Genomic DNA, 13,872 nt, shown 5'->3' with positions numbered 1-13,872 from the left:
TTTTTTCGTACTCTAGGCGCATGAATAAGAGCGATATCAATGTCGCTGCCTTGCACTCATCTTAAAGCAATGCTTTAAACTTGTTCAGGAAATAGAGTCAGCGCAATAAAAGCATTTTTTTACTTTTGCGCTATCAAAAGTAAAAGTCTGCCTATGCAAAAATTATTAAAACCCTAAAAGTGATTTGAGGCAGTGAATTATCAAACAATCAGACTAGCATTTGCAGTGCAATATCAGAGGGTTGCCATATGACCTGACTCGGACTTTTAAAGCCGAGTCTTTTTCTTGGACGATGGTTCAAATGTTAGAGAACTGAGATAGATTCATTCACATAATCATTCAAATCACTGCCTGGCGCATTTTTAATATATGTGTGCTTAATTCAACTGATGAAGATCAAGTTCTTCATTGGAAGCCAAGACCACAGATCCAAGAATCGGAGCCCCCAAAATCACAGGAACAGCTAAAATCCAGAATACGACGGTGTAATGTGGATCAAAGAAAAATTGAATACTAAGCGAAGCTAAAATCATAACGAGTACTAAAATTACGACAAAGCGGCTAATAAATTTCATTGACATGCGTGTAATCACTTTTGCATTGATACTGTATTTTTACTATACACCTACTTTTATTAAGCCTTTATTGGTTTTAAATATCTAAAGTACTGCCATGATTGATTTTATGAAAGTTCACGTAATTTACCCAACCTTAAATATCTAAGATATAAAAAAAGCACTCCATCTGGAGTGCTTTTTTGTGCTATAAAAATTTACAGCTTAGATATCACGTACTGCACCTTTCGCAGCACTCGTGGTGTGCATTGCATAGGCTTTCAAGGCTTTAGAAATCTTGCGTGGGCGCTCTTCCGCAGGCTTCCAACCTTTGGCTTCTTGCGCTGCACGACGTTCTGCAATTACAGCGTCCTCAACAGCCAAATGAATCGTACGATTCGGAATATCGATTTCGATACGGTCGCCATCTTCAACCAGACCAATCGCACCACCTTCCGCAGCTTCTGGTGACACGTGACCAATTGAAAGACCTGATGAACCACCTGAGAAACGACCATCTGTTACAAGTGCACAGTCTTTCCCTAAACCTTTTGATTTCAGGTAGCTGGTTGGATACAACATTTCTTGCATACCTGGACCACCACGTGGGCCTTCGTAACGAATTACAACCACATCGCCTGCCGTGATTTTACCACCCAAGATCGCTTCAACTGCTGAATCCTGGCTTTCAAATACACGTGCTGTACCGTTGAATTTCAAGATCGACTCATCTACACCAGCCGTTTTTACAATACAGCCATCCAGTGCGATGTTGCCATAAAGTACTGCCAGACCGCCGTCTTTAGAGAAGGCATGTTCGGCATTGCGGATCACACCATTTTCACGGTCACCATCTAAGCGTGAGTAGTAGCGATCTTGTGAGAATGCGGTTTGCGTTGGTACACCGCCCGGTGCTGATTTAAAGAAGGTATACACCTCTTCATCTTCAGTACGGATAATGTCCCATTTATCCAATGCATCTTTTAAGGTTGCTTCATGGACGGTGGGTACAGAGGTATCCAACAAGCCTGCGCGATCCAGTTCACCCAAGATCGACATGATGCCACCAGCACGGTGTACATCTTCCATATGCACGTCCTGCTTTGCAGGTGCAACTTTACACAGGACTGGCACTTTACGAGACAGACGGTCAATGTCATTCATGGTGAAATCAACACCAGCTTCATGAGCAGCTGCTAATAAATGCAATACAGTATTGGTTGAACCGCCCATTGCAATATCTAAAGTCATGGCATTTTCATACGATGCTTTGGTTGCGATATTGCGTGGCAGCAAGCTGTAATCATTTTGCTCGTAGTGACGTTTGGTAATCTCTACGATGAGTTGACCTGCTTTTTCAAATAACTTTTTACGGTTTACATGTGTAGCAAGTGTTGAACCATTACCTGGTAAAGACAGACCCAATGCTTCAGTTAAGCAGTTCATTGAGTTCGCTGTGAACATACCCGAACATGAACCACAAGTTGGACATGCAGAACGTTCATATGCTGCAACTTCTTCATCAGTGAAGCTATCATCTGCTGCAACCACCATGGCATCAACAAGGTCAATCGCGTGTTCATTACCACGGATTTTCACTTTACCGGCTTCCATTGGGCCGCCTGACACGAATACGACTGGAATGTTCAGGCGCATTGCCGCCATCAGCATCCCCGGTGTGATTTTGTCACAGTTCGAGATACAGACCATTGCGTCAGCACAGTGTGCATTCACCATGTATTCTACAGAGTCCGCGATCAGGTCACGTGAAGGCAGTGAATACAACATGCCATCATGACCCATCGCGATACCATCATCCACAGCAATGGTATTAAATTCTTTTGCTACGCCGCCTGCTTGTTCAATCTGACGCGCCACCAATTGACCGAGGTCTTTAAGATGCACGTGGCCCGGAACGAACTGGGTAAATGAGTTGACCACTGCAATAATTGGCTTGCCGAAGTCTTCATCCTTCATACCAGTGGCGCGCCATAAGCCACGCGCACCCGCCATGTTTCTTCCGTGTGTCGATGTTTTTGAACGATAGTCAGGCATTGTGTTATTCCAACAAAGGTTGTGCTTGAGATGAATGGGTTCATTCACTCTGGCGAAATCTGTCTGATCGAGAGCATGAAATCAGTCGAAAATTGAACATATCATACACCAAGTTACACGGCGGACCAGGCACTTATCGATGTGACAGTGTGGGATATGCTCAGAGCAGTTTCAGTACGTACACGATTAAAATCTTTTATTAAAAACTACTATACCGCTATCGTTCCGGATTAAATACAAAACTTTCATGAATATTTTTTACAATTTGCATGAGTTTTTTTTATATGAAATTTGAGTGATTTATCACGTTAATGGGTGGTACTGAGTTGTAAGCTTTTGCTGAATTAGGCTGCGAATTGCCTTATGCCTTATAATGCCTTTAAGTTTATTTGGAATTTCATCCGTGAAAATCATTTTTGCAGGCACACCAGAATTTGCAGCCACTGCATTGGCTGCGCTGCTAAAGACCGACCATGAGATTGTGGCGGTGTATACCCAGCCAGACCGTAAAGCAGGTCGCGGTCAAAAACTCACTGCATCTGCGGTTAAACAGCTGGCACTGGAACACAATATTCCGGTTTATCAACCGCTACACTTTAAATCTTCAACAGACGAAGGTCTGGCAGCTCAAGCTGAGTTAAAAGCCTTAAATGCGGATGTCATGGTTGTGGCAGCCTATGGTCTGATCCTGCCGCAAGTGGTTTTAGATACACCGAAATATGGCTGTCTGAATATTCACGGTTCATTACTGCCGCGCTGGCGTGGTGCCGCACCGATCCAGCGTGCCATCGCAACGGGTGATGCCGAGACTGGTGTGACCATTATGAAAATGGCGGCTGGTCTGGATACTGGCGACATGATGTATAAAACCATCTGCCCGATTGAGCCACAAGACACCTCTGCTTCTTTGCATGACAAGCTGGCTCAGCAAGGTGCTGAAGCAACAGTCAAAGTGCTGGAATCAGAAGAATCTCTACAGCACTATCTTGATCATCGCGAAGTGCAGGATGAAGCGCTTACGGTTTATGCACATAAATTGTCCAAGGCAGAAGCTAAAATTGATTGGACTCAGGATGCGGTCACGATTGACCGCAATATCCGTGCATTTAATCCATGGCCAGTAGCTTTTACACCTATTGATGAAACAAATAACCTGCGTGTTTGGGGTTCTTTGTTATCTCATGAAAATGCGGAAGGCAAGGCCCCTGGAACTATCCTCGCGCTAGATAAACATGGCGTACATGTGGCTTGTGGTGATCAAAAAGCTATTTGCCTGACCTCACTGCAGTGGCCGGGCGGTAAAGCGCTGAATCCGGTTCAAATCAATCAAACCCAAAAATTACATGTAGGACAAATACTGGCATGAGTCATTACGAAGCCGGCACATCGCACCTGAACTTACGTGCCCAGGTGATTCGCACCCTGCTCGCGGTACAGCAAGGGCAATCACTTGCCAGTGTTTTGCCACAACATCTAGGCAAAGTGGCAGAGCGTGACCGCGCCCTGTTCCATGAACTGGTTCTTGGGACACTGCGTCAATGGTATGCGCTGAAAAGCGTGACCCTGCCACTCTTGGTGAAACCAATTAACAATGATACGGTCGAAACCTGCCTTTATGTCGGTCTATATCAGTTGCTGGAAACCCGGATTGCGCCGCATGCTGCAATTTCCGAGACCGTAACGGCGGTTAAACAGCTCGGCTATCAGGCTTTAAGTGGTTTAGTGAATGCCATCCTGCGTCGTGTTTCACGTGAAACACCTGAATTCCAGGCAACATTAAAACAGGCGCATGGTTTGCCAAGCTGGTTATATAAACGCTTAAAGAAAGACTGGCCTGAACAGCTGCTGGAACTTAGCACTGAACTGAAACAGGTGGCTCCTCTGACCTTACGCGTCAATGAACGTCAGGTGAGCCGTGATGAGTATTTAGAAATTCTGGAAGAACATGATATTGCTGCGCATGCCTGCAGTATTTCTGAAGTGGGTATCGTGCTGGATGAGAGTATCCATGTACCGCACCTGCCCGGCTTCGATGTTGGTGGTTTCTCGGTACAGGATGAGCATGCCCAGCTCTGTGCCACTTTACTGCCCAACCTGAATAATAAATATGTCGTCGATGCCTGCGCAGCACCGGGTGGCAAGACCGCACATATTCTGGAAAAATACAGTCCTAAAAAGCTGATTGCATTGGATCAGGATGCCAAACGTCTGCTGCGCGTCCAGGAAAACCTGGAACGTCTACTACTTGAAGGTGAGCATGTAGAAATCGTTACTGCTGATGCGATCAGCTGGCAGGCGGCTGAGCAGCCGGACTGTATCGTACTGGATGCGCCGTGTTCAGCGATTGGCGTGATGCGTCGTCATCCGGATATTCGCCTGCTGCGTCAATCCACTGATATCGCCCAGACGGTGGAATTGCAAAAACAGATTCTGGAAAATATGTGGCAGCAGCTGAAAGTTGGCGGTACTTTGCTTTATATCACCTGTTCGATTCTAAAAGCAGAAAATGAACAGCAGATGGTCGAGTTCTTTACTACCCATGCGGATGCCAAAGAAATCAAGATCGAAGCGAATTGGGGTATTGAGCAGATTCATGGTCGTCAGCTTTTGCCTAAAGCGGGTCAAGGCGATGGTTTCTTCTATTGCCGAATCGAAAAAATGGCTTAAATAGTTGTTTGAAGAAAAAGGCAGCTTCGGCTGCTTTTTTTATTCTGGATTTATTGGAGAAATTTGAAAATCACCAGACTGCTGGCAAGCGCCGCCATCCCGCTAATCAGGCCATAAACCGTTTCGTGACCTTTGGAATAACGCTTGGCGGTTGGCAACATTTCATCCAGTGCCAGATAGACCATCACGCCACCGATCAGACCGAAAATGATGCCATAGATGGTGGTATTCAGATACGGTGTCAGAATGAAGTAGCCCAAAGCGGCTCCCAAAGGTTCCGCCAGACCAGAAACCAAACTGGCGAGCAATGCATAGGATTGTCGATGCGTTGCCATATACACTGGTAAAGCAATCGCTACACCTTCCGGGATATTATGAATCGCAATCGCTACCGCCAACGGCGCACCCAGCATCGGGCTTTCTAGGGTTGCAAAAAAGGTCGCCATGCCTTCCGGCAAATTATGTGCAGTGATGGCAAATAACGTGAGTAAGCCAGTACGCAGCAACTGTTCCTGTCCTAGATCCTGGGTATTATTTTTTTCCAGGGTCTCATGCGGATCGGGGACCAGATGATCCAGTAACAGCACCAAAACTGCACCTAGTAATAAGGTCAAGGTTCCCCAGGCATACCCCATTTTCGCGCCATACGCCACGCTAAAAGAATCAATGGATTTGGTCAGAATCTCAGTAAGAGATACATAAATCATCGCTCCAGCAGCAAAGGCCAGACCGAAGGACATGACACGCAGGTTAGGCTTTTTTAAAAATAATACCAGTCCCCCACCGACCACGGTGGCCAAGCCGGCAAATAGAGTTACGGCAAAGGCTGTATAGACTTGTGCGTCAGTAACGGAAGCAATACCCATAAATCAGCCATTAAAAAAGTCATTATCAGCAAAGATGATAATGACTTTCATTTACAGCAACAATCAGTTTATGTGAAGATTATTAGTCTTCTGGTTCTTCCGGATTTTTTGCCAGATGAATCACAGACAGTACCAGACCACCCCATAATAAAACGATGGAGAAAATCATCATGATTAATGCAGATGTATTCATATTGGTTCTCCTAACTATGACGGTCTTTAACTAGACTGAGCAGAATGGCGCCCAGAATAAAGAATGCAAGGGTACCCCCACCAATCGTCCATAACGTACTTGCAGGATAACCACCATAGCCTTCTGCCATGATTGATTTCAGGGTTAAACCCAATGCCAGCAATAATGACAAAGGCGTGATCACTGTCAGCATGAACTTCCAGCTGGCACCAAGTTTCACACTGGCAAATTCATTGACATGCATTTCCAGCTGTTTCATCAATGGACGGCGGAACCAGGACAATAAAATAATCGATAACAGGCCACCACCAACAATACCGATGTTATTGGCAAAGTAGTCAATAATGTCGACAAATGTAATGGCACTATGGGTCGAGAAGATCAAAGTCGATACCACTGCTGAACCACCGGCAATAATCGTCACGGACTTGTTCTTTGACCAGCCCAGCTTGTCCTGGAATGCCGCAATTGGCACCTGCAGGATACTGACCATGGAAGTAATACCCGCCACTGTTAATGACGCAAAAAATAGGAAGCCGAACAGGTCACCGCCTGCACCTAAACTGGAAATGATTTTCGGGAAGGCAATAAAGGCCAGACCGATACCACCAGATACTACATCTTCAACCTTTGCACCTGAGCTGAATGCCATGAAACCAAGTGCTGCAAAGACACCAATACCCGCCAGAATTTCAAAAGACGAGTTTGCCAATGCCACCACGATACCTGAACCGGTCAGGTTGGTTTTACGTTTCAAGTAAGATGCATAGGTCAACATAATCCCGAAACCCACCGAAAGTGAGAAGAAGATGTGACCAAAAGCTGCCAGCCAGACTTTATAATTGGTCATGGCTTCCCAGTTTGGAGTAAAGAAGGCATTTAAGCCATCGACTGCCCCAGGTAAACGTACCGCCTGGATCACCAGGATCGTGAATAAAATCACCAGCAATGGCATAAAGATTTTATTCGCTAGTTCCACCCCACGGCGTACTCCACCGTAAAGGATCAGCATCACCGCTGCCCAAACGACTACCAGGCCAAAAAACAGTACCGGAACAAAACCGAAGGTCAGGCCTTCACCATTTTGCAGATAGGTATTGAAGAAAAAACCTTGAGTATCGGTTCCCCACTGTTGTCCGAAGGAATAGAACATATAACTGCCAGCCCAGGACAATACGCTGGCATAATAAATCCCGATGATCAGGGTCACCATCACCTGCCACCAACCCAGAGATTCTGCATTCATGAGTTTTTTATAGGCCATCGGTGGTGCTTTGCGGAACTTGTGTCCAACTGCATAATCTAAAAACAATAATGGCAAACCTGCTGCGAAAATCGCAATCAGATAAGGAATCAGGAATGCGCCTCCGCCATTTTCATAGGCAACGTATGGAAAGCGCCAAATATTCCCTAACCCTACTGCAGAGCCAATCGCTGCAATAATAAATCCTGATCGTGCCGACCAATTCTCTCGAGTATCTGTCATAGAACACCTAAACCTTAGGTCTCTTTAGATGCTGCTTATTGTGGTTATCGCGCGAGCAAAAAAAGTACCAATAAAAATAATTCTGGGTGCTTCAATTGGAGCTTTGCCTTGTGAGCTTCAGCTTCTAAATCAGCCAACGGTCTAGCATGTCAAATCCTGGATAAAGCATCTTGCCCACACTGTCCGTGTATATGGATTTAACAATACTGAGTTTTAAGTATGATTTGTGTAAATTCTGCTCCTAATATTAATTTTTTATAATATATCTTGTTCAACCGTTCAATATTTCTCCAAGCTTAGCTTGATTTATTAAGTTATAAGTGAATTAACTTTTAGGAATATATTGTTTTTTAAGTATATCTTGATGAGTGATAAAAATTATTCCTGTTCTCTTCTTATTGAATAGCTGAACTTTAAAAACTCAGATCATGAGCAAATGTGCGCATGATCTGAACACTTAAAATTTAAATCATTATTCAGGCTTTAATCACCAGTATTCGTTCTTCCTGCATGTCACGAATGGCAGACTGGATGCCTTCACGCCCTAATCCCGAATCCTTTACACCGCCATACGGCATATTATCAACACGGAAGGATGGAATGTCGTTGATGATCACGCCACCGACATGCAACTGGTTCCAGGCATACATCATCTTGTTCAGGTTCTGGGTATAAACACCCGCCTGCAAACCAAAACGACTGCTGTTGATGCATTCAATCCCAGCCTCAAAATCGCTGTATTTTTCCAAGATTGCCATCGGGCCAAACACTTCATCCTTATATACTTCTAACCCATGATCGACATCTTCCAGTAGGGTCGGCTCAAACATCACGCCATCCAGCTTGCCGCCACTGAGCACTTTAGCGCCTTTCTTCACGGCTTTATCCAGCCATTTTTTCAAACGTTGGGCTTCAGCTTCCTTGATCATTGGACCGACTAGGGTGGTGTCCAAATCCGGATCCGCTGGTTTAAGCTTTTTCAGTTTGGTTACGAGTTTTTTCTTCACCTCAGCGTAGATATCTTGATGCACCAAAATACGCTGCACGCTGATGCAGACCTGTCCGGCATGACCAAAAGCACCACCGATCAGGCGATCAATAAAGCTATCCGTAATTTCAGTATCCGGCTCGATCATTACTGCGGCATTACCACCCAGTTCTAGCGTGACTTTCTTGCGCCCTGCCCGTGCTTTCATATCCCAACCGACCACATCAGAACCGGTAAAGCTGAGCATTTTGAAACGGTCATCCGTCACCAGTACATCCGCCAGTTCACGTGGACAGGGCAGTATCGAGAACGCATTTGGTGGTAAATCAGTCTCTGCCAGAATCTCAGCAATCTTTAAGGCAGACACCGGTGTCAGGCTGGCAGGTTTTAAGACAAAGGGACAGCCCGCTGCAATTGCAGGCGCAATCTTGTGAGCGGTCAGATTAAGCGGAAAATTAAAAGGACTGATCAGGGAGACGGCGCCAATCGGAACCTGTTTCACAAAGCCCTGATAGCCCGATGCAGCTGCTGTAACTGCCAAGGGCATCATACGGCCTGAATCAACCTGAGTTACGGCATCGGCAGCAATCTGGAAAGTATTGATCAGACGCTCCACTTCAGCTGCTGCAGCTTTACGTGGCTTACCCCCCTCAGCAATCAGAATCTCGGTCAACTGACCGCGAATCTCATTAAAGCGCTTCACACAGTGCAACAGGATTTTCTGTTTCTGATAAGGCTCCAGAGCCGCCATTTCCGCTTCGGCTTTGACTGCTGCTTTAATGGCTTTTTCCAGAATTTTGGCATCTGCCAATGATACACGTGCGCAAACCTTATGCGTATATTTATCCTGAACCTCCAGCCACTCTGAGGTTTCCACTGGCTTACCTGCAACATAAAGCGGATAGTCGATTACTGCTCGGGGTTTAGTCATGTCATGTCCTTTCAGGGTCACGCAATATTTCGATATATTTGATTATATGCTCAAGATCCAGTGACATGCGTTTTTAAAATGTAGACCTTGGTTGAGATGGCTGAAAAGCCTGCTCTGCAATTGTTCTAGATCTAGCAAAATAAAACTGAACAATTAAGCTTAATCTGGCTGGATGGTTCCCCTACTTGCTGCCATATACATTTTGAAAATTACCTATATGATGCAGCTAGCCAGAAATACTAAAAATATGGATTTAGGTCATAAAACTGCTCAATTTGAGTCAAGCACAAGGAAATTCAACCTATGCACGCAAGAATCATCAATACTTTATTATGCGGACTGGCGCTGAGTAGCGTCAGCCATGCCGATATCATTGGTCTGAAAGCAGATGCCAGCTACTGGAATTTTGACGGATATAGCCAGTCTGACAATGCCAATAAACATGATCTGGACCGTCAAGGTACGGCACAGCTGTCTGTAGCTTTGGAACATCCGGTACCGTTGTTGCCAAATGCGAAAATCAAATATGTAAATCTCGACAGCAACAGCGAGCAAAGCACTGTACTTAATGCTTCAGATATCGAGCTGAACAATATTGACTATATTCTGTATTACGAATTGCTGGATACGGTTGTGCATGCGGATGTCGGTGTCGGCTTAACAAACTTAGATGGTACGGTGAAAAACCTGAACGCCGGTGCTTTAAGCCAATATGATCTGGATGAATACAGCCCTCTGCTCTACGCAACAGCAGGTGTCAAACTGCCATTTACCGGGATGAGCGCCAAAGCTGAAGCTGTTTACAGCCATGGCAGCGACACTAAAAAGACCGATGTACAAGCTGAACTTCAGTACGACTTTATTGATAATCTAGCGGTAGACCTCGGTGCTAAACTGGGTTATCGCATGATGAAAATTGATGCTGAGCAAAATAATGCACCGGATCTTCAACTAGAATTTAAAGGTCCTTATATCGGCTTAGATATACACTTTTAATGAAAAGAATGACTTACAGAAAACTACTTAAATCCTGTAAGCCCAGGCGTACAACATAAGCTGTTATCTGCGTCTTTCAAGCTACATTAAGCTGCAGTATCTTAAACCCATAGAGAGCAGGATGCTCCAAAACATAAAAACAAAAATAAGCAGATGCACCAGGACGTGAGGTACTACAGGAGTTATACCTAAATCACGAAATACGGAAAAAGCCCCGATAGGATATCGGGGCTTTTTTCCATCTATTGTTTTTCTCTGTTGTTCTCTCAGGCTTTTCTTCTATAAATGCTTACAGTCCTCGGCTAAAAAAGCAACATTTCTAAAAATGCCTTATTGCTAAGCTAAAGACCCCTGCAGATATTGAGATTTACAATCATGGTCAAGAAAGTTCTGATTATCACCTCGAACGAAGGCATTGAACACGATGAATTAGTCCAGCCCCTGGATTTCTTGCAGTCACATGGTTTTGTGGTGATTCATGCTGCAGAAAAAAATGAAGACGTCCACACCATGGAAGCCGACAGCAAGCCAAGTGCACAATACACACCTGATACAACCATGCATGAAGTCAGTGTAGAAGATTATGATCTGCTGGTGATTCCTGGCGGAACAGTGAATGCGGATAAATTACGTATCAATGAAGATGCTCAACGCATCATCCAGTACTTTGCCGATAACCAGAAACCGATTGCGGCAATCTGTCATGGTCCATGGGCACTGATTGATGCGGGTCGCGTCAAAGATAAAAACCTGACTTCTTATAAGAGTATCAAGCTGGATCTAGAGAATGCCGGTGCAAAATGGGTCGATGAAGAAGTACACCGTTGCAATACCAATGGCTGGGTGCTGATTACTTCACGTAATCCGGATGATTTACCGGCTTTTAATACTACAATTGTGGAAGAACTGGAAGCGGATATGGATATTATTCCGTAATCCTAAACCATTCTCAAAAAGAAACCCCAGCTTGTGGGGTTTCTTTTTTTATTCTTTTTATTTAGGAATACTGCCTTTCAGGCTTTTTAAATATTCCACGACATCTTTATTGCCTGCCATTTCAGCCAGTTCTAAAGCAGTGTAAGTACTGCGATGATCGACATCTGCGCCTTTACTCACCAGTAACTTCACCACTTCAAGATGATCATTTTCAGCTGCTGCCTGTAAAGCGCTATAGCCTTCTTCATCAGCTGAGTTAACGTTTAGACCTTCCTGTAAGCCCTGCTCAACCTGTTCAGCGTCGCCGACTGAAGCCCAGTACACCAGTTCAGGAAGATGAAGTTCTTCATCATCTTCAGGGATTGGGGAGATAGAATTGAATTCCATATGTTTTACTCACTATTTTATTACTTAAATAATGAACTATATCTTGCCATAAGTTCTTCAATAGATCGTCCTGAAAGCTCTGAAATTTTTTCGTAATCTGGTAAAGGACTGTCAACCAATAATGGTTCAATCGCTTTGTTCTTCCCCATATCAAATGCGATTATAAATCCATAATTTTTAATTAATTTTAGATCTACCTTATTTGCAATAGCACATGGAAACTCATTAAAAAAATTATAAAATTCGGTAATTAAATCATCTGTAAGACGTAAGCATCGTTCTGTAATATCAATTAAAAAAGATAAATCTCCTTGATCTATATACATCTCAATTTCAGCATCATCTAAATCGACATATGCTTTATTCTCACTTTTAGAAGTTAAAAATTGAATACGCACTTTTTCGTTAAATTCATTTCTAATCTCCCACATTGAAAGTAATGTCTCGTAATTCGAAAAAAGAGATCTTAAATAACCAACATTTAACCATTTATTATTACTTTTAAAATCTGTAATAAAAGCTAGTTCATAATAATCGAACTGATATTTTTTATTAGTTCCAATAATTGAGGGAATAGCTAAAAAGCGCTGATATGGATGAGATGTTAAACTTCCATGATAATTAAATTTTAAAGCTAATAATGATTGATGAATTTCATCAGCAACTAATATCCATTTATTGAGAACATCTAATTTTCTCTTTTCATTTACTAGTTTATCTTGTCGTAGATAAATTAAATAACCAATACATGCACCAATAAGTGAAGAGAACAAAGCCATTGCTATAGGAAAAATATAATCTTTAATTACATTCGATTCTTGTTTAAGCTGCAAAATTGCTTCAGCTATTAATTGTTCTTCACTCATCTTTTGAAATTTATATTTAAAAATTAATCTTTTATAGCATAAAAAAGCCCCCTTTCGGAGGCTTCTTATTTTCAAACTTGGTTTTAAGCTTTTACAGCAACTGTCTCTGCTGAACCAATCTTTTCAGATTCATTGTCATGCATGATTAACGCAACAGCAATTGCTGTAATCAGTACCGGTAAACCGACTGCCATAAAGTTGAAGTGTGCAGGCAGGTTCATACCCAGTAAGCCACCAATCAGGATTGGGCCTACAATCGCACCCATACGACCAATCGCAGAAGACCAGCCAATACCTGTAGAACGTACTGCCAGTGGGTAGTACTGCGCTACATAGCTGTATAGCAACATTTGTGAACCGATTGACGCTGCACCAGCTAGGAACACCAGGATATAAAGTAAGAACTGGTTAGATGCAAAGCCCATTGAACTCATCACAATCGCACCCATAATACCCAGGAACATCAGTACTGGTTTCAGGTGGAAACGGTCAGCCAGAATACCACCGCCGACGATACCAACTACTGCACCCACGTTCATGACCATCATAAACATCAAACTGTTGTCCATTGAGTAGCCCGCAGCCATCATTAGTTTTGGCAACCAGCTGCTCAGTGCATACATCGTCAGCAAGCAAGTGAAGAATGCTACCCAGAACAATAATGTATTGACTGCACGACCGCGGCGGAACAGGCTAACCACGTTCGCAGCTTCAGGTACATTTTCCTGAGGTAAAGTGAATACTGTATTTTCAGTTACTTTTAAATCTGGTGCCATACGACGCACAATCTCTCGTGCTTCCGTTTGGCGGTTTTGTTTCACCATAAATGAGATAGATTCAGGTAAAAATTTCCAAATAATTGGTAATAAAAACAGTGGAATTCCCGCGATAAAGAACATGATCTGCCAACCAAAATCTGGAGTAAACCATGAGCCAAGTAAAGCAGC

At 43.6% G+C, this 13,872-nt stretch carries 13 protein-coding genes; 4 read left to right on the top strand and 9 right to left on the bottom strand.

The window, feature by feature from the left end; all coding sequences use genetic code 11:
* Positions 1-377 precede the first annotated feature (377 nt).
* Both B4033_RS12150 and ilvD read right to left on the bottom strand, forming a co-directional pair.
* The gene (locus tag B4033_RS12150; RefSeq protein ID WP_286834334.1) at positions 378-581 is read right to left on the bottom strand and encodes a hypothetical protein; all 204 of its coding nucleotides are present in this window, start codon (positions 579-581) and stop codon (positions 378-380) included.
* A 198-nt stretch (positions 582-779) separates the two neighbouring features.
* Positions 780-2,609, bottom strand: coding sequence for a dihydroxy-acid dehydratase (ilvD, locus tag B4033_RS12145; RefSeq protein WP_286834332.1), 1,830 nt, complete (start codon positions 2,607-2,609; stop codon positions 780-782).
* Positions 2,610-3,012: 403 nt separating this feature from the next.
* Between ilvD and fmt the strand changes: the two genes are divergently transcribed.
* Positions 3,013-3,975, top strand: a complete 963-nt coding sequence (gene fmt / locus B4033_RS12140) for a methionyl-tRNA formyltransferase (RefSeq protein ID WP_048882623.1) — start codon at positions 3,013-3,015, stop codon at positions 3,973-3,975.
* A complete protein-coding gene (gene rsmB, locus B4033_RS12135) occupies positions 3,972-5,276 on the top strand; it encodes a 16S rRNA (cytosine(967)-C(5))-methyltransferase RsmB (protein WP_286834329.1) in 1,305 nt (434 codons plus the stop codon). The genes fmt and rsmB overlap by 4 nt, the downstream gene beginning before the upstream one ends.
* 50 nt (positions 5,277-5,326) lie before the next feature.
* Here rsmB and zupT read toward each other — a convergent pair whose 3' ends face one another.
* From zupT to B4033_RS12115, 4 genes are all read right to left on the bottom strand, one after another.
* Positions 5,327-6,142, bottom strand: coding sequence for a zinc transporter ZupT (gene zupT, locus B4033_RS12130; protein WP_286834326.1), 816 nt, complete (start codon positions 6,140-6,142; stop codon positions 5,327-5,329).
* A gap of 82 nt (positions 6,143-6,224) precedes the next feature.
* Positions 6,225-6,335 carry a methionine/alanine import family NSS transporter small subunit gene (locus B4033_RS12125; RefSeq protein ID WP_004814066.1) on the bottom strand — a complete coding sequence of 37 codons (111 nt, stop codon included), beginning with the start codon at positions 6,333-6,335 and terminating at the stop codon, positions 6,225-6,227.
* A gap of 10 nt (positions 6,336-6,345) precedes the next feature.
* On the bottom strand, positions 6,346-7,821 hold the full coding sequence (locus B4033_RS12120; RefSeq protein WP_004814063.1) for a sodium-dependent transporter: 1,476 nt from the start codon (positions 7,819-7,821) through the stop codon (positions 6,346-6,348).
* 476 nt (positions 7,822-8,297) lie between these two features.
* Positions 8,298-9,740 (bottom strand): aldehyde dehydrogenase family protein, encoded by a 1,443-nt coding sequence (locus B4033_RS12115; protein WP_108675700.1) that lies wholly within the window; start codon positions 9,738-9,740, stop codon positions 8,298-8,300.
* A gap of 303 nt (positions 9,741-10,043) precedes the next feature.
* Here B4033_RS12115 and B4033_RS12110 point away from each other — a divergent pair, with 303 nt between their 5' ends.
* Complete coding sequence (locus B4033_RS12110; RefSeq protein ID WP_286834318.1) at positions 10,044-10,736, top strand: TIGR04219 family outer membrane beta-barrel protein; 693 nt, start codon at positions 10,044-10,046, stop codon at positions 10,734-10,736.
* Positions 10,737-11,111: 375 nt separating this feature from the next.
* Positions 11,112-11,672: a type 1 glutamine amidotransferase domain-containing protein gene (locus tag B4033_RS12105; RefSeq protein ID WP_286834315.1), complete on the top strand. Its 561-nt coding sequence runs from the start codon at positions 11,112-11,114 to the stop codon at positions 11,670-11,672.
* A 57-nt stretch (positions 11,673-11,729) separates the two neighbouring features.
* Here B4033_RS12105 and B4033_RS12100 read toward each other — a convergent pair whose 3' ends face one another.
* The 3 genes from B4033_RS12100 to B4033_RS12090 all read right to left on the bottom strand — a co-directional run.
* Positions 11,730-12,059 (bottom strand): ankyrin repeat domain-containing protein, encoded by a 330-nt coding sequence (locus B4033_RS12100; protein ID WP_286834313.1) that lies wholly within the window; start codon positions 12,057-12,059, stop codon positions 11,730-11,732.
* 20 nt (positions 12,060-12,079) lie between these two features.
* A complete protein-coding gene (locus B4033_RS12095; RefSeq protein ID WP_286834310.1) occupies positions 12,080-12,925 on the bottom strand; it encodes a hypothetical protein in 846 nt (281 codons plus the stop codon).
* An 83-nt stretch (positions 12,926-13,008) separates the two neighbouring features.
* Positions 13,009-13,872 (bottom strand): MFS transporter (locus B4033_RS12090; protein ID WP_286834307.1); only part of this gene is annotated, 864 nt, incomplete at its 5' end.

The organism is Acinetobacter sp. UBA3132 (assembly GCF_002364825.1).
GTDB classification, from domain to species: domain Bacteria; phylum Pseudomonadota; class Gammaproteobacteria; order Pseudomonadales; family Moraxellaceae; genus Acinetobacter; species Acinetobacter schindleri.
This window is presented reverse-complemented; position numbering and strand designations above follow the sequence as displayed.

What these genes read in the sequence shown, in the direction of transcription:
- B4033_RS12150 (WP_286834334.1), bottom strand. Translation starts at nt 581, where the DNA reads ATGTCAATGAAATTTATTAGCCGCTTTGTCGTAATTTTAGTACTCGTT.
- ilvD (WP_286834332.1), bottom strand. Translation starts at nt 2,609, where the DNA reads ATGCCTGACTATCGTTCAAAAACATCGACACACGGAAGAAACATGGCG.
- rsmB (WP_286834329.1), top strand. Translation starts at nt 3,972, where the DNA reads ATGAGTCATTACGAAGCCGGCACATCGCACCTGAACTTACGTGCCCAG.
- zupT (WP_286834326.1), bottom strand. Translation starts at nt 6,142, where the DNA reads ATGGGTATTGCTTCCGTTACTGACGCACAAGTCTATACAGCCTTTGCC.
- B4033_RS12125 (WP_004814066.1), bottom strand. Translation starts at nt 6,335, where the DNA reads ATGAATACATCTGCATTAATCATGATGATTTTCTCCATCGTTTTATTA.
- B4033_RS12120 (WP_004814063.1), bottom strand. Translation starts at nt 7,821, where the DNA reads ATGACAGATACTCGAGAGAATTGGTCGGCACGATCAGGATTTATTATT.
- B4033_RS12115 (WP_108675700.1), bottom strand. Translation starts at nt 9,740, where the DNA reads ATGACTAAACCCCGAGCAGTAATCGACTATCCGCTTTATGTTGCAGGT.
- B4033_RS12110 (WP_286834318.1), top strand. Translation starts at nt 10,044, where the DNA reads ATGCACGCAAGAATCATCAATACTTTATTATGCGGACTGGCGCTGAGT.
- B4033_RS12105 (WP_286834315.1), top strand. Translation starts at nt 11,112, where the DNA reads ATGGTCAAGAAAGTTCTGATTATCACCTCGAACGAAGGCATTGAACAC.
- B4033_RS12100 (WP_286834313.1), bottom strand. Translation starts at nt 12,059, where the DNA reads ATGGAATTCAATTCTATCTCCCCAATCCCTGAAGATGATGAAGAACTT.
- B4033_RS12095 (WP_286834310.1), bottom strand. Translation starts at nt 12,925, where the DNA reads ATGAGTGAAGAACAATTAATAGCTGAAGCAATTTTGCAGCTTAAACAA.